This is a genomic window from Patiriisocius sp., from assembly GCF_051252435.1.
Lineage (GTDB): Bacteria > Bacteroidota > Bacteroidia > Flavobacteriales > Flavobacteriaceae > Patiriisocius.
In genome coordinates this window covers 26991-46244 of record NZ_JBPOFW010000007.1, presented here as the reverse complement: position 1 = coordinate 46244, position 19254 = coordinate 26991, and the positions used below count along the sequence as shown (strand labels likewise).

Here is a 19254-nt window from a genome sequence, read left to right as displayed (position 1 = left end):
GGGTAAGATTTACTTTAATTTAGCAAATACCTTATCCATTTTTTCAACTTCTTCGCCAGCTAATTCTGGATCCACAAGAATACGTCCACTATGCTCGTCAGTAATAATTTTTTTACGACCTGCAATTTCCATTTGCACTTGTGGCGGGATTGTAAAGAAAGAACCTCCAGATGCTCCACGCTCAACGGCAACAACGGCTTGACCGTTCTTTACGTTTGTGCGGATGCGTTTATAAGCTTTTACTAAACGCTCCTCAATTTGCTTTTCAAACTTAGCAGATTCTTTAAGTAATGCTTGCTCTTCTTTTTCTGTTTCGCTCAAGATTTCATTAAGTTCACCCTGCTTGTGCTTTAAGTGGTCTTGTCTTGCACCTATGCGCTCTTGAGTTTGCTCAATGATTTCATTTTTTTGTGCAATTTGCACTGTGTATTCCTTGATGTGCTTTTCAGCCAATTGAATTTCTAATTCCTGAAATTCAACCTCTTTACTCAACGCATTGTACTCACGATTGTTACGTACATTATCTTGTTGCGCAGTATATTTTTTCATCAGTTCTTTTGAAACCTCTATGGAATTTTTCTTCACTTTGATGTCATCTTTGATAACTTCAAGTTCGCTTTTTAGTTTTTCCATACGGGTATTCATCCCCGCAACTTCGTCTTCAAGGTCTTGTACTTCTAAAGGCAGTTCCCCACGTACATTCTTAATCTCGTCAATTCGAGAGTCAATTAATTGTAAGTCGTACAAAGCACGAAGCTTTTCTTCAACTGTTAATTCTTTACTTGCCATAGGTTAAAAATAGCTAATTGGATTTGTGTTTGTTTGTGATAAAACGACTGCAAAAGTAGTTATTTTTTTGCTAAGAAACGCATGCAAAAGGTCTTTTGTGTATTGCTCACTTTCATAATGCCCAATATCTGCCAGTAGTATCTTGCCTTCAGCGCTAAAAAAGTCGTGATATTTCAAGTCTGCGGTAATATAAGCATCTGCTCTGTTGGCGATTGCAGCTTTGATGGCAAAACTCCCGCTGCCTCCTAAAACAGCTACTTTTTTAATATCATTGCTTAAAATTGACGAATGACGGACGCAGTCGGTCTTCATTTTTTCCTTCAGAAATTTTAAAAACTCCGCTCCTTTCATTGCATTTGGCAATTCTCCTATCATTCCCATCCCTATATGTTGGTTGGTGTTTTCCAGCGTTGTTACTTCAAACGCGACTTCCTCGTAGGAATGAGATTCTTGCAACGCATTTAAAACAGCTTGTTCGCAGTGCTTCGGAAATGTAACACTCAATTGAATTTCTTTCTCTGTATGCAACACCCCTCTTACTCCTTTGACAGGATTTGAAATTGAATTTCCTTTGTAACTCCCGAAGCCTTCCGTTGTAAAACTACAATCATCGTAATTCCCAATACTACCAGCTCCTGCAGCAAAGAGTGCTGTTCTAACCGTTTCGATTTCATCGACGGGAACATAGGTGACCAATTTTTTAATCGTGTCTTTCTTCGGAATTAAAACGTGATAATTTTCTAAACCCAGCGTTTGGCAAATCATTGCGTTTACGCCTTCAAAAGAGTTATCTAAAGCGGTATGCACCGAAACAATATTGATGTCATTTTTAATAGCCTTTAAAACCACGCGCTCCACGTAGGTTTTGCCCGTTATTTTTTTAAGTCCGCTGAAAATAATGGGATGAAAACTCACTATCAAATTGCATTTATTTTCAATCGCTTCATCAACCACTTTTTCCAGCGTGTCTAGTGTGACGAGGATTCCGGTCACTTTAGCAGAAGCATCACCCACTAATAATCCTGTATTGTCAAAATCTTCAGAATAGGCGAGTGGTGCCAATTCTTCAAGATGTTTCATCACTTCTTTAACCGTCATTGTTGAAAAATTTCAGTAAATATACTAGAATGTGTTTAAACATTTTTTCTTTAAATCTTTCAATCACGAAATTAATTTGACTCGATATTGTTACTTTCGTTCTATGAAGTTTTTCCGCAAATTATTATTTCCGTTCGCTGTCCTTTATGGTTGGGTTACACGCACACGAAATTATTTTTACGATAAGGGATGGTTTAAATCTAAGCAATATAGATTGCCTGTTATCTGTGTGGGAAATTTAAATGTGGGTGGAACTGGAAAATCTCCCATGATTGAGTTGCTCATTGAAATGCTCAAAGAGGATTACAAAATCGCAACATTGAGCCGCGGCTATAAGCGAAAAACGACTGGATTTTTAGAGGTCAAAACTACGCACACTGCTATTGAGGTAGGCGATGAGCCACTTCAATTTAAACAAAAATTTCCAAATATTACCGTTGCAGTTTGTGCAGACCGCCAAATGGGAATTGAAAAATTAGAAAAGGAAGCAGACGTTATTTTATTAGACGACGCATTTCAGCATAGAAAAGTAAAGGCTTCTTTGAATATTTTATTGACGCCGTGCGACGAACTCTATGTGCAGGATTATTTGCTACCAACAGGTAATTTGAGAGAAGCGCGCTCAGGTGCTGATAGGGCAGATGTTATCATTGTAACAAAATGTAAAAAGAATATCGCGTATGCAAAAATGCAGGAAATACGGTTTATTTTGAATATTGCTGCACATCAAAAACTCTATTTTGCTACGATTGACTATGCGGATTCTGTTTTTGGAATTTCAGAAGAATTACCTCTTATTTATTTAAAAGACAAACCATTCACCTTAGTTACTGGTATTGCAAATCCAAAACCACTCGTAGAGTTTTTGACTTCGGAAGGATATAATTTTAAGCATAAAAAATTTCCAGATCACCACAATTTTTCAGAAGCTGAAATTTCAGCATTAAAAAGGGAGGAAATTATCCTTACTACCGAAAAAGATTTTATGCGATTAAAAGAGCCTCTAGGCAAATTTGCGATGTATTATCTGCCAATAAAAACAAAAATACTGAACAGACAGGAGGGGTTTTTAAGAGAAATGGTGGTAGCAAATGTGGAAGCCAATTTGTTTTCTTAGTCTTGCAATTCTCTTTTATGAATGGTTAAGTAAATCTTCTCGAAAAACTCTTCTGGCTTGAAGGGTTTGGGTATAATTTCATTAAATCCAGCTTTATAAAAACTGTCTAGATTTTCATCAATGGTTACCGCTGTTAGCGCGATAATAGGGAGCTCTTCGTCAAAAAGGCGGACTTTTTGAGTAGCCTCTATACCGCTTATTCCGGGCATGTGAATATCCATTAAAACTATGTCAAAAATATTATTTTTAATCAATTCAATGGCATCCATGCCATTGTCCGCAACTTGACAAATCATGTTGTTTTTCTCAAGTATTTTCTTTGTAATCATTTGGTTGATTTTATTATCCTCAACAACGAGTACATGTTTTTCTTCAAGGAAAGCATAGTCAATTTCAGATTTTTCAATCATTTTTCCAGTTTCATTATCTTTATTATCAGAAACCTCTATATCTAGGTTGAACCAAAATTTTGATCCTTGGCCTAATTGACTTTCAAGGTTGATTTTACTATTCATTAATTCTAATAGATTTTTTACGATGGAAAGTCCAAGTCCTGTGCCACCAAATTTTCTATTAATTTGTAAGGATCCTTGTGAGAAAGTTTCAAAAATACTTTTTTGCTTTTTCTTTGAAATTCCTACACCGTTATCTTCAATCTCAAAATGGAGCTTTACAATACGTCCCTTTTGGTCTAATTTTTTTACACGCACTGCAACCTCTCCATTTTGTGTAAACTTCACCGAGTTTCCAATAAGATTAATTAGGATTTGCGAGAGTTTTACTGGGTCGCCCAAAAGTTTTTCTGGGATAGAGTTGTCAAAATCGAAGACTAATTTTGATTTTTTGTCATCAGCCGATGTTTTAAGAGCGACAAGCACGTCCTTGATACGCTTTTTAAGATTGAAGGACGTTTTTTCGACTTCCACCTTATTTGCTTCTAGTTTGTTAAGGTCTAGAATATTATTGATAAGAGACAGTAAATATTCTCCAGAAAACTTGAGAGAGTTTAGGTGTTCCTTTTGATATTCTTTTGGGTTTTCCTCCATTAATAAATGTGTAAGCCCAGTTACTGCGTATAATGGCGTGCGTAATTCGTGAGTAATCGTTGATAAAAACTGTGCTTTTGCAAGCGATGCTTTCTCGGCTTTTTCCTTTGCTAGTTGCAACTCGGTATTTTTGTCTTGAAGCAAATTATTTGCTTTGGCGCGTAAATTATTGTTTTTATATAGTGAAAGTGTCAACAAGGATAGTATAGCTATAATTGCTATACTCATTCCATTGGTCATTTTGTTAAATTTTTCAGAGCGCTCGTTTTCGGCAAGGTTCAACTCGTTTTCTTCAATAATTTTTGTGAGCGCTCCTACTTTAGATTCTTCTTCGTTACTGATAGAAATGGCATCAATTATGACCAGATTGAGCGAATCATTTTTTCTAGTGAACTCTTTGAAAGTAGTTAATGCGTCCTCGTAATTTTCTTCTTTTAAAGCTATTTCCGATTTTATTTTATAGCTATCTATTTTTAGTTTTGTGTAATTATTAGCATCAATAATGGTCATCGCATCGTCTAATGTAACTTTTGCATCTGTTGTATAGTTTGTGTTCTCATTCTCCTCTTCATCTATTTCAAGAAGCGCCACAGCTTTATTGATTAATGCTGATGCTTCTAAGAATTTTAATTCGTATTTTTTATATTCTGAAATTCCTGCATTATAATAATTAACTGCAACTTTAGGGTTTCCTTTTCCAAATTCTAAAATTCCTCTTCCCAACAAAATTGATGATTTTCTTTTTTCATCGTTTATAGTATCAAAAATAGAATCTGCTAATTCAAAATTTCTTTCAGCGAGGTCATATTTACCAAGTCGGGTTGTGATTAACCCCTGCATGATATAACTTTCGGGTAGACTTGATATTGCACCAGAATCCTTAATCATTTTAATGGCATTTTTATTTAAAAACCCAGCCTTATCATAATTTTGCAGGTAGTAATGTAGTAGTGTGTTAGTCACCATTACATCTGCTTTTAAATTAAAGTCGTCAATATTTGAAACCAAATTGTTTGCTTTGGTTAGGTTGTTCACAGCATCTTTAAAATTGAATTGTAAAATGTTCAAATTGGCATCAGTTCTGTATTTTTTGACTAAAGCAATGGAATCATCAAGCGGTGTTTGTGCGTGAATAACCGAAACAAAAAGACACATCACGAATAATGATGAGATATACTTTAAAGTTTGAAACGAGGGCTTTTTCACTATTAATTGAGTGTATTTAATCGATAAATATAGTTATTTAATCGGATATCGCATTATCAAATCAATTATTCTTGAAGAATAACCGGTTTCGTTATCGTACCATCCTATAATTTTTACCATTTTTCCAATTACAGAGGTCATCTGAGCATCAAAGATACATGAGTTAGAATTGCCAATGATGTCAATGGATACAATCGGGTCTTCGGTATATTCAATGATGCCATTAAATTCATTTTCCGAAGCTTTTTTAAAAAGATTATTTATTTCACCAATTGTTGTTTCTTTTTTAATATTCAGTGTGATATCACAAAGCGAACCATTAGGCACAGGAACTCTAATTCCGCAACCACCGATTGCATCTGAAAGTTCGGGAAAAATTTTTGTCAATGCTTTGGCAGCTCCTGTAGTTGTTGGTACTATGGATTGCCCCGCAGCTCTTGCGCGACGTAAATCTCTATGCGGTTGGTCGTGTAAACTTTGGTCAGTTGTATACGAATGCACCGTAGTAATATAAGCTTGTTCAATACCGAAATGGTCATTGATAACCTTTAGCATAGGTGCTGCATTATTGGTTGTGCAAGAGGCATTTGAAATAATTTCATCATTTGCTTCGAGAATGTGTTCGTTGACCCCTAGAACAACCGTTTTAATATCCTCATCGATTGGGGGTACTGATAAAATTACTTTTTTGGCTCCCGCCGAAATATGCTTTTGTAGATCAATGCGGGTTTTAAACTTACCTGTTGCTTCAACAACAATATCAACATTATTCCATTCTAACTTATCTAGGCTCATTTCCGAAGAAAACTTGAATTTTCTATCGTCAATTAAAAGATTGCCGTTTTCAACTGAAATATTCTTTTTAAGCACGCCGTGAATGGAGTCGTATTTTAATAGATGACTCAACGTTTTTACATCAGCAATGTCGTTTACAGCTATTACTTCAATGGTGGGATGGTCTAACAGAAGTCTAAAAAGGGTTCTGCCAATGCGCCCAAAACCATTGATACCAACTCTTGTCTTAGCTCCCATATTTTATGTGAGGTGCTTTTGAGCTTTGTAAGAAGAACGAACAAGTGCGCCACTTTCCACATGACGGAAACCCATTTCAAGGCCTATTGTCTCGTACTTTTTAAATTGCTCAGGAGTTATAAATTCTTTAACGGGAAGATGTTTTTTTGAAGGTTGAAGATATTGCCCAATGGTAATAATATCAAGCCCTACGTTGCGTAAGTCCTTCATTGTTTGTAACACTTCCTCTTCGGTTTCACCAAGTCCTAGCATGATGCCACTTTTTGTGCGCTCAATACCATTTTCCTTTAAATATCTTAAGACTTCAAGACTACGCTCATATTTTGCCTGGATGCGTACTTCTCGCGTTAAACGTTTTACTGTTTCCATATTATGAGAAACTACTTCGGGTTTTACGGCGATGATGCGGTCAATATTTCGTGTGTTTCCTTGAAAATCCGGAATAAGAGTTTCGAGGGTTGTTTCAGGATTCATACGGCGAATTGCTTTTACCGTTTCGGCCCAAATAATAGAACCCATATCTTTTATGTCATCTCTGTCAACGCTAGTAACTACGGCATGTTTGATACCCATCAATTTGATGGAACGGGCCACTTTTTCTGGTTCATCCCAATCCACATCTTCGGGTCTTCCGGTTTTTACACCACAAAATCCACAGGAGCGGGTACACACGTTTCCTAAAATCATAAACGTCGCTGTACCTTCAGTCCAACATTCTCCCATATTGGGACAACTTCCTGAAGTGCAAATAGTATGCAAATCATACTTTTCAACCAGTCCGCGAAGCGCGGTATATTTTTTTCCAGTAGGCAATTTTACCCGTAACCACTTGGGTTTAGGGGTTCTTTGCGTGGGTGTTGCTGTTTCTGTACTCATAGAATACAAAGATAAGGAATAGTCTGTAGTCTTTAGTAATAGTGATTCTTTTTTATGGAGCTACCAATTATAATAATGTGCTTAAATACCAAACGGAAAAAGCAATCAAAACAACGATTGAAATCAGACTATAGATTTTCATTGTTTTATTGGGTTGTGCAATTACGGGCGTATGCTTGCTTATTATTAATCTATAATTCATAATGGCATAAAAGGGTGCCGTCAAGAATGATAGAATTGTGGCAATAGTGATGAGTAGCTTCATTTCTGAAACGAAGAAAAAGAAAATTGTCAACGTTCCAATAATAAGTATGACTAACCAAAAAAAATAGCCCATCTTATAGGTTTTATCGTTTAATATTTCCGAAGTACTACTCATAACTCTTGGTGATCCATCGAGTGTAGTTAAGGTGGTACTGAACATAGTCGTCAGCGCGGCAATACCAATGAGGACTGCTGCTCCGTCACCGAGACTGTTTGTATATAAAGAGATGAGTTGGTTTGCAAAAACATCGGCTTTTGGTGAAAAAGTTTCTCCACTTTCAAACATGACAATGGCGCCTAATGATAGAAAGCCAATGGCTAAAATAATTGTCGTGATATATCCCGTATTGAAATCAAAACGAGATTGCGCTGGGGTGATGGAGGTATCCATTTTTTGTTTTTCCACGGTCCACATAGAATGCCAAATTGAAATGTCTAAAGGTGCCGGCATCCAACCCATAAAAGCGATTAAAAATGCAATGCTCATAGGAGAATCTGGCAAAATCTGATGGAAATCTACTTGGTTTGTTTCAGGAATTAATAAGATTACAGCAACGATTGTGCTCAAAGTGAGCGAAACGACAATCACTTTCATTACATTATCAAGTACTTTATAGCGACCGAGAATAAGAATTCCGAAACAAATGATTGTAACGCTTAACGTCCAGAACAACGTGCTCCCAAACCCAAACAAAGAAGAAGCAATCCCTGCGGTAACGATGGTTACGGCAGTTTGAATAGTAAACATCGTAGCAAATGTGATGATAAAATAAGCAATGAGTAAACCGCGACCCATTTTTTTATATCCGTGCAAAAGGCTTTCTCCAGTAGCACTTGCATATCGGGGACCGAATTGAAAAAAAGGATATTTAATAGCGTCGATCAACAATAAAGCCCATAATAATCCAAACCCGAAATCTGCTCCAGCTCGAGTAGATTGTACTAAATGAGAAACACCAATAGCTGCACCTGCAAATAAAAATCCAGGGCCTAATTTTGAGAAAAGCGATTTCAAATTTTATTTTTTAATGATGATTTCGGCGAGGAGTTTTTTTGCTCTTAGTAGTCGCACTTTCACATTGTTTAAAGTTTCGTTGGTGCTTTCAGCAATTTCGTCATAGCTCATTTCTTGGAAATAGCGCAGTTGGATTACCTCTTGATACATGGGGTTTAGCATTTTAATATATCTAAGGAGTTGGGAAAGATTTTGTTCGGTAATTAAAATATCCTCAGGAGTGGGAGAGGTGTCTGCAATTCGCTTTAATTGTTCGTCGCTATCGCTTGCGGTGTTTGTATAAACAGCTGCATTTTTTTTGCGGGTTTTGTCAATTTGGATATTTTTTGAAATAGCAATCAGCCAAGTACTAAATGTAAATCCTTCGTCATACGTGTCGATGCGGTCAAATGCTTTTGCGAATGTTTCAATAGTAATGTCTTCGGCTTCGATAGGGTTGCGAACGCGTTTGAGCTGAAAGCCGTACACAAGGTTCCAATGATTGTCAAGAAGAAATCTGTAGGCAGATTGGTTTCCTTCTTTCGCTCTCTTAATTTGTTTTGATAGGGTGGCTTTTTCTACTTCCACTTCGTTGGTTTGGATGTGCGATTAGACATAAAGATAGTTAATTGCATCACGAGTAGCAAGAGGTCTAAAAATAAGATAAATGGAATGAGTGTTTTCTCTTTCAGCTTTGCTGCACCAAATCCAATAGCCAAATATTGAAAAAGTATTTTGGCTCCCAAAAGTATCAACCCTATTTTCCAAAAAGACGTAAACATTACCGCGATTATCAGTACAAAAAACAACAATCTGCAGGTATAGTATAAACCCAATAAAATTCGGTGTGATTTTTTATAATGTTTTGCCGTACTCACGTGTCTTCGCTTTTGCGTTATCCAGGCTTTCCAGGTTTTTTTTGGTTCCGAATATGTAAACGTATTTGGGTCAATAACAATGGCAGTATTCTTTGAATCTGCAACTTCATTCACAAATAAATCGTCGTCGCCACTAGGTATTTTAATGTGCGAAATAAAGCCATTATGCTTATAAAAGAGTTGACTAGTGTAGCCTAAATTTCGTCCAACGCCCATATAAGGCATTCCGCTTTGAGCGTATGAAAAATATTGAATTGCCGTCATCGCAGTTTCAAATCTAATAAGGGCATTTAGTAATCCAGCTTCCTTTTTATAGGCGCCATAACCTAGCAATACTTGTTTTTCTTCTGAAAAGTGCTGACTCATATTTTTGAGCCATGATTGAGATGCGGGACTACAATCTGCATCTGTAAAAATAAGTCGAGTGCGAGTTGCTTTTTTTATCCCCAGGGTTAATGCATACTTTTTACTTGCCCAAAAAGCTTCGTTGTTTTCTACATTGCAAATTTTGATTCTGCTGTCCGTTTCAGCAAAACTTTCCATGATTTCGAGCGTGTCATCGTTGGAAGCATCGTTAATTAAAATGAGTTCAAAATCGGGATGATTTTGTTCCAGCCACAATGGGATGTTTTGTTTCAGGTTTTCTGCTTCGTTTTTTGCACAAACTATAAGTGAAACAGGAAATGTAGATATGGATGTATTCGTATTCTCTTCTGAAATTTTAGCAAATGAAAACCTCGAGAATAGAAAATAAAATAGAAATAGAATGAAAGTGACAACACCTAAAGCGTAAAGTATTACCATGCGAGCGCTTGCCTTTTATGAACTTTTATGAGTGTGCTTCTTCTTTGCAGTTTTCAAATTGGTCTGGGGTTTTACCGCAAAAACCACAAGCTTCGCCATCTTTATTTAAAAACGGACTTTGGCTGGCGCATGTTCCGGCAAATTTACCGTCCTTTTTTGCCCAAAGTTTAATTGCAATACCTGCTACGGCTAATAATAAGAGTACTAATGTGATTAGAAAAATTGCCATTACATAAATAAATTATGTTACAAAAATACAATCTTTATTACAGATAGCATTTTAATTTGATTAATTTTAGGACCTTTTAAAAACCTATATATTATGAAATCCATACTTAGTTATTTTCTAATCGCATTGTTGTTTCCGTTGTTATTTTCGTGTAAAAATGAAGTCAAAGAAAATACTGAAACAGCACCTGTAGATTCGGTGGCTAAAATTTCCGAAGGGAAAGAATTAGATGCTAAAAGACAGAAGAATATAAGTAGTTCTGTGGTGTCTCGTGCGATGATGACGCCAGAACTTTCAAGGTTTGTGAGTAGTGCTATTTCGGCTGGGCTTGTGGATTCTTTGATGCAGGGTGGTAAAATGTACACGATTTTTGCGCCTACTAACGACGCCTTTGACGCGATGGATTCAAAAACAAAAGAGAGGGTTTACAATCTTGCAAATGTGGCTTCATTAAAGCAACTTCTTAAAAATCATATTGTGATTGGCAATTTAGATTCCATTAATCTTGTAAGTAGCATTCGTAACCATAATGGCAATTTTAAAATAAATACGATGGGCGGCACTCAATTAAATGCTTCGCGCGATGGGATGGATATTATTTTTACTGATGCCAATGGTAAAAAATCGAAACTAGTCAAGAGCGATATCAAAGCCGAAAATGGCATTTTGCACGTGATTGATGCCGTAATGGGAGAGTAGGTTTATTTATGTTTTCATTTATTTAGTTTGAATTTTTAAAATAAGTTCTCTTTGTTTTGGAATTTTAAGAACGCGGCCAAACTAATTAGTTGAGGTGCTTCACTCACTGTAACACTCGGTTAACTCATTTAAGGTTTTTTGGCTACTAGTACTGTGTTAGTTTTGAACAAAAATATTCAACGAAATGAAAAAGCAACTATTTTTAGTATTCCTTCTGTGCGCAGCAACTGTCTTTGGCCAGACTGAAATTGATTCCAAAATTAAGAGTGTAAAAGTGTTTAAACAGAATGCTCAAATTGCCAGAAACGCAACATTTAATGCAACATCTGGAACACAAGAAATTGTATTAACTGGGATTTCAACGCATATTGTTCCTTCAAGTTTGCAAATACAATTTGAAGATGCGAGCGCGGTGTTGTTATCTGCCAAATATGAAAACAATTACTTAAAATCTACCACAAACAACAAGCAAATAGAGGGTCTTAAATCGCAAATGGAAGCCGTTGCTGAAGAATTAGCCATACTTGAAGATAAAAAGAGCAGCTATAAAGGAATGGAGGAAATCCTTCAAAAAAATCAAGATTTAGGAACCGGAAATGCTAGTTTTACACCGCAACAAGTAATTGAACTGAGCAATGTGTATGAAACAAAATTTCTAGAAATTCGTAAAAAATTAAGGGCGGTAACAAAGGAGCAAAAGCCTTTACAAGAACAAATGGCAAACCTTCAGAAACAATTAAATGAAGTTAATGCAAAGTTTAACAAACCATCTGGTAATATCATTCTTAAAGTGGCTTCAAGCACTTCAAAAACGATTGCTTTCGAAACTAAATATATTGTCAACAACGCGGGTTGGAATCCTATTTATGATTTAAGGTCAAACGGAATTACCGAAAATGTTCAGCTTAATTATAAAGCAAATGTATTTCAAAATACAGGTGTAGCTTGGGATAATATTTCAATGACCGTTTCTACGGGGAACCCTTCTCAAAATAACAACCGCCCCATTTTAAGTCCGCTTTATGCAAATGTTTACGAGCCAAGAGTTGTAGGTTATGGAGCAGAAATGGAAATGGAGGATGCAGTTGTGCAGAGTAATATGGCTTTAGAATCTCGTAAAGCATCTGCTGTTCCCGTTATGCGGTCTGAAATTTCAGAAAATCAACTCAGTGTAGATTTTGATATCACGAGCAAGCAAACTATTAATAGTGATGGCAAAGAAAATCTGGTGGCTTTAAAATCCTACGAACTAGAGACAGAATATATTTACCACTCAGTCCCAAAATTAAATACTGGAGCATTTTTACTTGCTAAAATTAGCGATTGGAGCGAGTACAATTTGGTTGCTGGAAATGCAAATATCTTTTTTGAAGGTAGTTTTGTGGGCAATTCCTACATCAATCCGGCGGTCACTTCAGACGAGTTGTTGATTTCTATGGGATTAGATAACAGCATTGTTGTTGAGCGAACTCCCATTGCGAGTTTCAAGTCTTCAAAAACTATAGGGACCAATAAAAAAGAAGAGATTGGCTATGAAATCACAGTGAAAAACAAAAAATCTGTTCCAATCAAAATTGAAATTTTAGACCAAGTTCCCGTGTCTCAAAACAAGGATATTGAAATTACTTTAGATGAAAAAGGAAGTGCGGAATACACTGAGGATATTGGTAAATTATTATGGACGCTAAACATTGCGCCTAGACAAACTCAAAAAGAAACGTTTGTTTACTCGGTGAAATACCCTAAAAGCAAATCGATTACTGGCATCAAATAATTTTTCTGAAACCTAACTCAAATTAAAAAGCAGCAAATTCTTTATTGAATTTGCTGCTTTTTTTTCTTCGGAAATTTTAAAAAATAAATTTTTGGAGTTTCATTTCAACTGAAACCAACTACATCAAACCCAAAAATAACTTCATTCGGATAATTTTCTTTACCGAAGTATATATTTGCTGTTTATAATTTTGATCAAGTTGCATTTCAGCAATAATAGCATCAATTGTTTGAGTTTCGTCGATGGGCATCAATAGCATATCGTTCCCAGCTTTTGAGGCGAGTAGTGGTGCGTTGTCGATTATAGTGACTGCTTTCATAATGTTTAGTGCATCAGTAATTATAAGACCTTTGAAGCCCAATTCTTCTTTTAGTAATCCCGTTACAATATTTCTCGAACAACTTGATGGTAGGCCATTCGTATCATATTTTGAGTTGTTTCTAATTGTAATGTGCGCCATCATTATAGACAAAACACCAGCTTCAATTAACGGCGGGTACACGTCAACTTCCTGTAAATCGCCATCAATGTAAACGCTTTTTTTGTGGGTGTCGCCGGTAACGAGACCGTGTCCAGGAAAATGCTTTGCCGTGGCAATAATGCCCTGCTCTTGAGTGGTTTCAATAAATTGTTTACTCAATGAAATCACTTGATTCTTATCATTGCCAAAACTTCTATTCTTGATGGCTTCATTCCCAGGACTTACATCCACAACGGGAGCGAAGTTTTGTCTAAATCCTATTTCCAACAACTCCTTGTTGATAATTCGCGCCACCGAATCTGATTGCGCATCTGTCTTAATATCAATAGTATTCATCAATGGCGAAGTGCCTTTCAATCTGCCATTAAATAAACTAGGCTCGGCATCAATAGAGTAAAGGAGCGGAAGTTGGTTTTGTGATTTATTGATTGCATTAAGACTGTCAATAACGCGTTTGTGGTTTTCTTTGGTTCCCTTTAAAAATACGACACCACCTATTTTATTTTCCTGTGCTAATTTTATGACAACGCTTTCAGGTTTTCCTAATTCTCCCGCCGATGTTACTATCATCTGTGCCACACGTTCTGTATCGTTGAGCGATTGAAAAATTTCATCCACTCGATTTTCAATTACAGGGTCGTATTTATAGAAATCATTTAGATTGTGAGATTGAGAAATGACTTGCGAGCAAGTTATTAATAGGGTGATAAAAGTAAATAGTGCTTTTTTCATTAGTTCAATTTTTTTCCGTTTTAAATTTGCGAAGATAGACTCTTTTGAGTCGTTATTTACGTTCGCTATTTTTTAAAAACTTTTAAGAATACGATTAAAAAGAATACAAAAAAGAACAAATCATTAATACCATAAACAGAGTAGAACATACCTGCCATTACATCTTTTTCATATACTTCTTGGATAGAATTATTCATCAACCATTGAATCCAAGTATAGCCATAAATTATCTTTTCGATAGCAAATACGGCGATGAGCCAAGGTACCTGTTCATAGTTTTTCGCTACGGAAATATGAGCCAACCCCCAAAGTAAAATCATTAGCAAACCAAAGTTTGTCATGACTACCGGGTCATATTCAGCAATAGTTTCGTTGGTGAAAAACCTAGAAAAAATAAGGACCGACGTATTCATCAGTCCCGAAATAATAAATCCTTTTGTAATTTTAGATTGCGTTAATTCCATAAGGATTGTTTTTTATAAGTGATTATTCTCCTTCATGTTCAATTTCCTCTTCGCTCAGCACTCCAGAGAATTCCATTGTTTCAAAATCGTCTCTATTAAACCAATAATCTGAGCTTACTAGTTGGTATTTATTTTCTCCTTTTTTATGTAACTCCCAGATAATCCCGTCTGCAATTTTCAATTCTTTTTCTGAATCTAATTTGTCGCTAAATAATCTCTTTAGCAAACTTCTTTCAGTAAGCATGTCACTCAACGTACGCAGCATAATGTCTTTGTCCACAGTAACTTCTCCTTCAAATGAAAGCTCGATATCAATAATTGAAGCAATGGTCTTCGGAAATTTGCCGTTATACGCTTTATATAACAATTGATTGATGTTATAAAGTGGATAATGCAAAGGGATTTCGGGATATTCTTCAGCAATTTTGTCGAGCAACATTTCGTGTGCGAGGTTTTCAATCTGTCCCGTATTTAAATGGTCGCTCAATTTATAAGCAAGTACGATTTCCGCAGCCTGTGGTGGTTCAAAATCTGAAATTGCCAGCGAAAGCATTTCAAAAAGCTCTGCATCAGAAAGCGCTGAAGTATCACCAAAATCAAATAACTCCAGTAAATTTCTGTAGTCATCATTATTCCAGTATCCCGCAATCGATTCAACCGACTTAATGTTCTCAAGCTTTATTGTAAATTTCATAATTCTAATCTTTTTTAAGTTGTAAATACAAAATTTAAGCTTTTCATCATAACTCCTAAGGTGTTTGTGAATAGATTAACATCACATCGATGATTTGTAAACATAGCCCTCTTTCATCACAAAAGTTATATTCTTTAATTCTGAAATGTTCTCCAACGGATTTCCATCTACGGCAACAATATCTGCAATTTTTCCTTTTTCTAAAGTGCCAAGACTGCTTGACATTCCAAGAAGTTCTGCGGCATTTATTGTTGCGGTTTTGATGGCTTCGTTTTCATCCATACCATATTTTACCATCAATTCAAATTCGCGCGCATTAGTTCCATGTTTGCTCACGCCACTATCAGTTCCAAAAGCAATATTTATATTTCCTTTCATCGCTTTTTTAAACGAAGCTTCCACAACGGGAGCTACTTGTTTAATTTTTTCAACAATCGCGGGTGGAATATTGGGGTTCACGGATAACTCCTCATATACTGAAACTCCTGCCAAAAGCGTGGGCACTAAATAAGCCCCCGTTTGTTGAAATAGTCTAATTGATTCGTCATTTAAATAAGACCCGTGTTCAATTGAATTGACTCCCGCGCGCAACGCTGCGTTTACACCTTCGGCATCATGGGCGTGGGCGGCTACTTTTCTACCTAAACTTGCTGCTGCCGCTACGATTGACTTCATTTCGTCATCTGTTAATTGTTGACCCACACCAGCTGCGGTATTGCTCAAAACTCCACCTGTTGCCGTTATTTTAATAACGTCGGCGCCACTTTTTACGAGAGCGCGAACCGCACGACGGCAGTCATCGCTACCATCGCAAATACTCACATCTTGTCCCACCATTTCCATAATAGCATCTTTATAACCATGAAAATCGCCATGCCCACCTGTTGCCGAAACGGCTCCGTTGGAAGCAATAATTCTTGGCCCTTCAATTGTTTTGTTTGCGATAGCTCGTTTGAGTGCATTCATAATATGGGCATCTCCACCCAGATTGCGAACAGTTGTAAATCCTGCATCGAGCGTTCTTTTTGCGAACGGGATGGCTTCGAAGGCAGCATCTGCCTCTTCGAGTATTGTCCATTCGTGCGGATTTGAAGCCGGGTCCCTCTCGCCAGTAATATGCGTGTGCATGTCAATAAATCCGGGCATTATAAATTTATCTTTTAAATCGATAATCGTAACATCGGGATTATTCATTCCCAGTTGGGCGGGCTGTAAGTAGCCACTTCGCATGTCGATGATTGTACCTTTTTCAATGACAATGGTCTGCTCGGTCTTTGGCGAGTTTCCAGGAATATCAAGCACTGTTCCCGCATGGATTACTGTAATTTGGCTTAATGAAATTGTCGAATTTAAACCGAAAAGTATAACAACGAAGAGTAGTTTTTTGAAATATAACATGGGCTGTAGTTTTAGAAAGGTAAGTTACGGAAAATGGAATTTTATATTGATAGCTTACACCGTTAATATTTCCGAAGCTAAATGGAGCTAAATTCATTGTTGAAACTGCTTATTTACAACCTTCTAAAAGCTATTGACTAAAGACGATTTTTCGCTTTGAAACGCTTGCTTAAATCACTATCTTTGCCACCCTCGCAGAAAACGTGCGATTGATTAAAAACTAGATTGATTATGTTCGATAATTTAAGTGATAAGTTAGACAAAGCCCTCCACGTCCTCAAAGGTCATGGGAGCATCACAGAAGTAAATGTTGCCGAAACTTTAAAAGAAGTGCGCCGAGCATTACTCGATGCCGATGTGAATTTTAAAATCGCCAAAGATTTTACTACTACGGTAAAGGAAAAAGCGTTGGGTCAAAATGTATTGACTACGTTGCAGCCTGGGCAATTGATGGTAAAACTCGTGAAAGATGAGTTGACCGCTTTGATGGGTGGTGAAGCTGTGGGGATGAATCTTAAAGGAGCTCCGAGCGTTATTTTAATGTCTGGTTTACAAGGAAGTGGTAAAACTACATTTTCGGGGAAATTAGCGAACTATCTAAAAACCAAAAAATCAAAAAAGCCTTTATTGGTTGCCTGTGATATTTACCGTCCTGCGGCAATTAACCAATTACAGGTAGTTGGAGAGCAAATAGGAGTTGAGGTATATGCTGAGGTTGGAAATACGGATCCGGTTGCCATTTCAAAAAACGCTATTGCACATGCAAAAGCAAATGGATTTAATGTAGTTATTGTCGATACAGCGGGTCGTCTTGCCGTTGACGAAGCGATGATGACGGAAATTGCGAATGTTCATAAAGCAATTACTCCAGACGAAACCTTATTTGTTGTGGATGCAATGACTGGGCAAGATGCGGTAAACACTGCAAAAGCCTTTAACGACCGTCTTAATTTTGACGGAGTTATCTTAACAAAATTGGATGGTGATACAAGAGGTGGTGCTGCACTCTCTATTAGAACGGTCGTAGAAAAACCAATAAAATTTATAGGTACGGGTGAGAAAATGGATGCGATTGATGTATTCTATCCATCACGTATGGCAGACCGTATTCTTGGAATGGGGGATGTGGTTTCGCTTGTAGAAAGAGCGCAAGACCAGTTTGATGAAGAGGAAGCTAGAAAATTGCAGAAAAAGATTGCGAAGAATCAATTTGGTTTCGACGATTTTATGAAGCAAATTCAGCAAGTGAAGAAGATGGGAAGCATGAAAGACTTGGTCGGGATGATTCCAGGCGCTGGAAAAGCCTTGAAGGATGTGGATATTGATGATGATGCCTTTAAAGGAATTGAAGCAATTATCAATTCGATGACCCTTGAAGAACGCACGCAACCTGCAGTTATTAACGGAAGTCGTAAAAAGAGAATTGCAAAGGGTAGTGGAACTTCGGTTCAAGAAGTGAATCAACTTTTAAAGCAATTTGACCAAATGAGCAAAATGATGAAAATGATGCAAGGTGGTGGTGGAAAGAAGATGATGCAAATGATGGGGAAGATGAGGTAAGGAAATTTATGAATTACGATTTTCGATTTACGAATAAGAAAAATTAACTAATAACTTCAGCAAATGACAATTCTCGACGGAAAGAAAGTAAGTAACGATATCAAAAATGAAATTGCCGCTGAGGTAACTAAAATGAAAGCGAATGGCGAGAAAGTACCACATCTTGCCGCAGTAATAGTGGGTGATGATGGTGCGAGCTTGACATATGTGGGGAGCAAAGTCCGTTCTTGCGAGCGAGTGGGTTTTGAGTCTACAATGGTGCGATTGCCCAATACCACGAGTGAAATTGAACTACTTGATAAAATCGAAGAACTTAATGCCAATGATGACATTGACGGTTTTATCATTCAGTTGCCGCTGCCTCCACAAATAAATACACAACGTGTTTTGATGGCTGTTGACCCTAGTAAAGATGTTGATGGATTCCATCCTGAAAACTTTGGTCGAATGGCGCTGGATATGTCCACGTTTATTCCTGCCACACCTTTTGGAATTCTAGAATTACTAGAAAGATATAAAGTAGACACTAAGGGAAAACATACCGTAGTTATTGGCCGTAGTCACATCGTGGGACGACCAATGAGTATTTTAATGAGCCGAAAAGGTTGGCCAGGAAATAGCACCGTTACACTTACACACAGCAACACAAAAAACATTACACAGATTACGAGTCAGGCAGATATAGTTATATCTGCATTGGGCGTTCCCAATTTTTTGAAAGCCGAAATGGTAAAAGACGATGCTGTCATTATTGATGTGGGAATCACGAGAGTAGAGGATGATACAAAGCCAAAAGGCTACTCAATCGTAGGCGATGTAGATTTTGAAAACGTAAGCAAAAAAGCAAGTTTTATTACTCCAGTTCCTGGAGGAGTAGGTCCTATGACAATCGCGATGTTGTTGAAGAATACATTGTTAGCAAGAGAGCAGAGAGCTAACGGGCGTAAGTAATGTTGGACGATCGTCCATTTGAGAGCAGTCAAACCTATTAAGTTCTAATAACCATTTATAAAAATTCCCGTTTTGAAATAATTCAAAACGGGAATTTTTATTTTTAAGCTTCCGCGAAAATTTTAAGGAGTCAATCGCTCTTGTTTGATTGATAATTGACGCGTATTT

General features: G+C 37.0%; 18 protein-coding genes. 5 read left to right on the top strand and 13 right to left on the bottom strand.

Features of this window, described 5'->3' with window-relative positions:
- Nucleotides 1-9: 9 nt before the first annotated feature.
- Nucleotides 10-789, bottom strand: a complete 780-nt coding sequence (locus ACSHW7_RS13855; RefSeq protein ID WP_435679964.1) for a zinc ribbon domain-containing protein — start codon at nt 787-789, stop codon at nt 10-12.
- 3 nt (nt 790-792) lie between these two features.
- The gene (locus ACSHW7_RS13850) at nt 793-1887 is read right to left on the bottom strand and encodes a Nif3-like dinuclear metal center hexameric protein (protein ID WP_435679963.1); all 1095 of its coding nucleotides are present in this window, start codon (nt 1885-1887) and stop codon (nt 793-795) included.
- 103 nt (nt 1888-1990) lie between these two features.
- On the opposite strand from ACSHW7_RS13850, the gene lpxK reads away from it, so the two are divergent.
- A complete protein-coding gene (lpxK, locus tag ACSHW7_RS13845; RefSeq protein ID WP_435679962.1) occupies nt 1991-3004 on the top strand; it encodes a tetraacyldisaccharide 4'-kinase in 1014 nt (337 codons plus the stop codon).
- Here lpxK and ACSHW7_RS13840 read toward each other — a convergent pair.
- The 7 genes from ACSHW7_RS13840 to ACSHW7_RS13810 form a co-directional block, all read right to left on the bottom strand.
- Nucleotides 3001-5256 (bottom strand): ATP-binding protein, encoded by a 2256-nt coding sequence (locus ACSHW7_RS13840; protein ID WP_435679961.1) that lies wholly within the window; start codon nt 5254-5256, stop codon nt 3001-3003. The two genes, lpxK and ACSHW7_RS13840, sit on opposite strands and share 4 nt — an antisense overlap.
- A gap of 33 nt (nt 5257-5289) precedes the next feature.
- The gene (gene gap / locus ACSHW7_RS13835; RefSeq protein ID WP_435679960.1) at nt 5290-6288 is read right to left on the bottom strand and encodes a type I glyceraldehyde-3-phosphate dehydrogenase; all 999 of its coding nucleotides are present in this window, start codon (nt 6286-6288) and stop codon (nt 5290-5292) included.
- A 3-nt stretch (nt 6289-6291) separates the two neighbouring features.
- Nucleotides 6292-7164: a lipoyl synthase gene (gene lipA, locus ACSHW7_RS13830; RefSeq protein WP_435679959.1), complete on the bottom strand. Its 873-nt coding sequence runs from the start codon at nt 7162-7164 to the stop codon at nt 6292-6294.
- A 67-nt stretch (nt 7165-7231) separates the two neighbouring features.
- A complete protein-coding gene (locus ACSHW7_RS13825; RefSeq protein ID WP_435679958.1) occupies nt 7232-8443 on the bottom strand; it encodes an Nramp family divalent metal transporter in 1212 nt (403 codons plus the stop codon).
- Between the two features lie 3 nt (nt 8444-8446).
- A complete protein-coding gene (locus tag ACSHW7_RS13820; RefSeq protein ID WP_435679957.1) occupies nt 8447-9010 on the bottom strand; it encodes an RNA polymerase sigma factor in 564 nt (187 codons plus the stop codon).
- Entirely contained in the window at nt 9001-10104 is a 1104-nt protein-coding gene (locus ACSHW7_RS13815; protein WP_435679956.1) for a glycosyltransferase, read from the bottom strand. Before ACSHW7_RS13815 ends, ACSHW7_RS13820 begins: the two co-directional genes overlap by 10 nt.
- Before the next feature lie 25 nt (nt 10105-10129).
- A complete protein-coding gene (locus tag ACSHW7_RS13810) occupies nt 10130-10333 on the bottom strand; it encodes a membrane or secreted protein (RefSeq protein ID WP_435679955.1) in 204 nt (67 codons plus the stop codon).
- Nucleotides 10334-10426: 93 nt separating this feature from the next.
- On the opposite strand from ACSHW7_RS13810, the gene ACSHW7_RS13805 reads away from it, so the two are divergent.
- Entirely contained in the window at nt 10427-11032 is a 606-nt protein-coding gene (locus ACSHW7_RS13805) for a fasciclin domain-containing protein (RefSeq protein WP_435679954.1), read from the top strand.
- 184 nt (nt 11033-11216) lie between these two features.
- Nucleotides 11217-12806, top strand: coding sequence for a DUF4139 domain-containing protein (locus tag ACSHW7_RS13800; RefSeq protein WP_435679953.1), 1590 nt, complete (start codon nt 11217-11219; stop codon nt 12804-12806).
- A gap of 118 nt (nt 12807-12924) precedes the next feature.
- On the opposite strand, the gene ACSHW7_RS13795 is transcribed toward ACSHW7_RS13800, so the two are convergent.
- From ACSHW7_RS13795 to ACSHW7_RS13780, 4 genes are all read right to left on the bottom strand, one after another.
- Nucleotides 12925-14019, bottom strand: a complete 1095-nt coding sequence (locus tag ACSHW7_RS13795) for a glycoside hydrolase family 3 N-terminal domain-containing protein (RefSeq protein WP_435679952.1) — start codon at nt 14017-14019, stop codon at nt 12925-12927.
- Nucleotides 14020-14084: 65 nt separating this feature from the next.
- Nucleotides 14085-14483 carry a hypothetical protein gene (locus tag ACSHW7_RS13790; protein WP_435679951.1) on the bottom strand — a complete coding sequence of 133 codons (399 nt, stop codon included), beginning with the start codon at nt 14481-14483 and terminating at the stop codon, nt 14085-14087.
- Nucleotides 14484-14505: 22 nt separating this feature from the next.
- Nucleotides 14506-15177 carry a hypothetical protein gene (locus tag ACSHW7_RS13785; RefSeq protein ID WP_435679950.1) on the bottom strand — a complete coding sequence of 224 codons (672 nt, stop codon included), beginning with the start codon at nt 15175-15177 and terminating at the stop codon, nt 14506-14508.
- An 81-nt stretch (nt 15178-15258) separates the two neighbouring features.
- Nucleotides 15259-16575 carry an amidohydrolase family protein gene (locus ACSHW7_RS13780; protein WP_435679949.1) on the bottom strand — a complete coding sequence of 439 codons (1317 nt, stop codon included), beginning with the start codon at nt 16573-16575 and terminating at the stop codon, nt 15259-15261.
- Nucleotides 16576-16806: 231 nt separating this feature from the next.
- On the opposite strand from ACSHW7_RS13780, the gene ffh reads away from it, so the two are divergent.
- Nucleotides 16807-18135: a signal recognition particle protein gene (ffh, locus tag ACSHW7_RS13775; protein ID WP_435679948.1), complete on the top strand. Its 1329-nt coding sequence runs from the start codon at nt 16807-16809 to the stop codon at nt 18133-18135.
- A gap of 63 nt (nt 18136-18198) precedes the next feature.
- Nucleotides 18199-19086: a bifunctional 5,10-methylenetetrahydrofolate dehydrogenase/5,10-methenyltetrahydrofolate cyclohydrolase gene (locus tag ACSHW7_RS13770; protein ID WP_435679947.1), complete on the top strand. Its 888-nt coding sequence runs from the start codon at nt 18199-18201 to the stop codon at nt 19084-19086.
- The last annotated feature ends 168 nt before the right edge of the window (nt 19087-19254 follow it).

Bases quoted from the DNA above. Each gene is read 5' to 3' on its own strand.
- gap (WP_435679960.1), bottom strand. From the start codon at position 6,288: ATGGGAGCTAAGACAAGAGTTGGTATCAATGGTTTTGGGCGCATTGGC.
- ACSHW7_RS13780 (WP_435679949.1), bottom strand. From the start codon at position 16,575: ATGTTATATTTCAAAAAACTACTCTTCGTTGTTATACTTTTCGGTTTA.
- ACSHW7_RS13800 (WP_435679953.1), top strand. From the start codon at position 11,217: ATGAAAAAGCAACTATTTTTAGTATTCCTTCTGTGCGCAGCAACTGTC.
- lpxK (WP_435679962.1), top strand. From the start codon at position 1,991: ATGAAGTTTTTCCGCAAATTATTATTTCCGTTCGCTGTCCTTTATGGT.
- ACSHW7_RS13855 (WP_435679964.1), bottom strand. From the start codon at position 789: ATGGCAAGTAAAGAATTAACAGTTGAAGAAAAGCTTCGTGCTTTGTAC.
- ACSHW7_RS13790 (WP_435679951.1), bottom strand. From the start codon at position 14,483: ATGGAATTAACGCAATCTAAAATTACAAAAGGATTTATTATTTCGGGA.
- ACSHW7_RS13850 (WP_435679963.1), bottom strand. From the start codon at position 1,887: ATGACGGTTAAAGAAGTGATGAAACATCTTGAAGAATTGGCACCACTC.
- ACSHW7_RS13795 (WP_435679952.1), bottom strand. From the start codon at position 14,019: ATGAAAAAAGCACTATTTACTTTTATCACCCTATTAATAACTTGCTCG.
- ACSHW7_RS13810 (WP_435679955.1), bottom strand. From the start codon at position 10,333: ATGGCAATTTTTCTAATCACATTAGTACTCTTATTATTAGCCGTAGCA.
- lipA (WP_435679959.1), bottom strand. From the start codon at position 7,164: ATGAGTACAGAAACAGCAACACCCACGCAAAGAACCCCTAAACCCAAG.
- ACSHW7_RS13770 (WP_435679947.1), top strand. From the start codon at position 18,199: ATGACAATTCTCGACGGAAAGAAAGTAAGTAACGATATCAAAAATGAA.
- ffh (WP_435679948.1), top strand. From the start codon at position 16,807: ATGTTCGATAATTTAAGTGATAAGTTAGACAAAGCCCTCCACGTCCTC.
- ACSHW7_RS13785 (WP_435679950.1), bottom strand. From the start codon at position 15,177: ATGAAATTTACAATAAAGCTTGAGAACATTAAGTCGGTTGAATCGATT.
- ACSHW7_RS13815 (WP_435679956.1), bottom strand. From the start codon at position 10,104: ATGGTAATACTTTACGCTTTAGGTGTTGTCACTTTCATTCTATTTCTA.
- ACSHW7_RS13805 (WP_435679954.1), top strand. From the start codon at position 10,427: ATGAAATCCATACTTAGTTATTTTCTAATCGCATTGTTGTTTCCGTTG.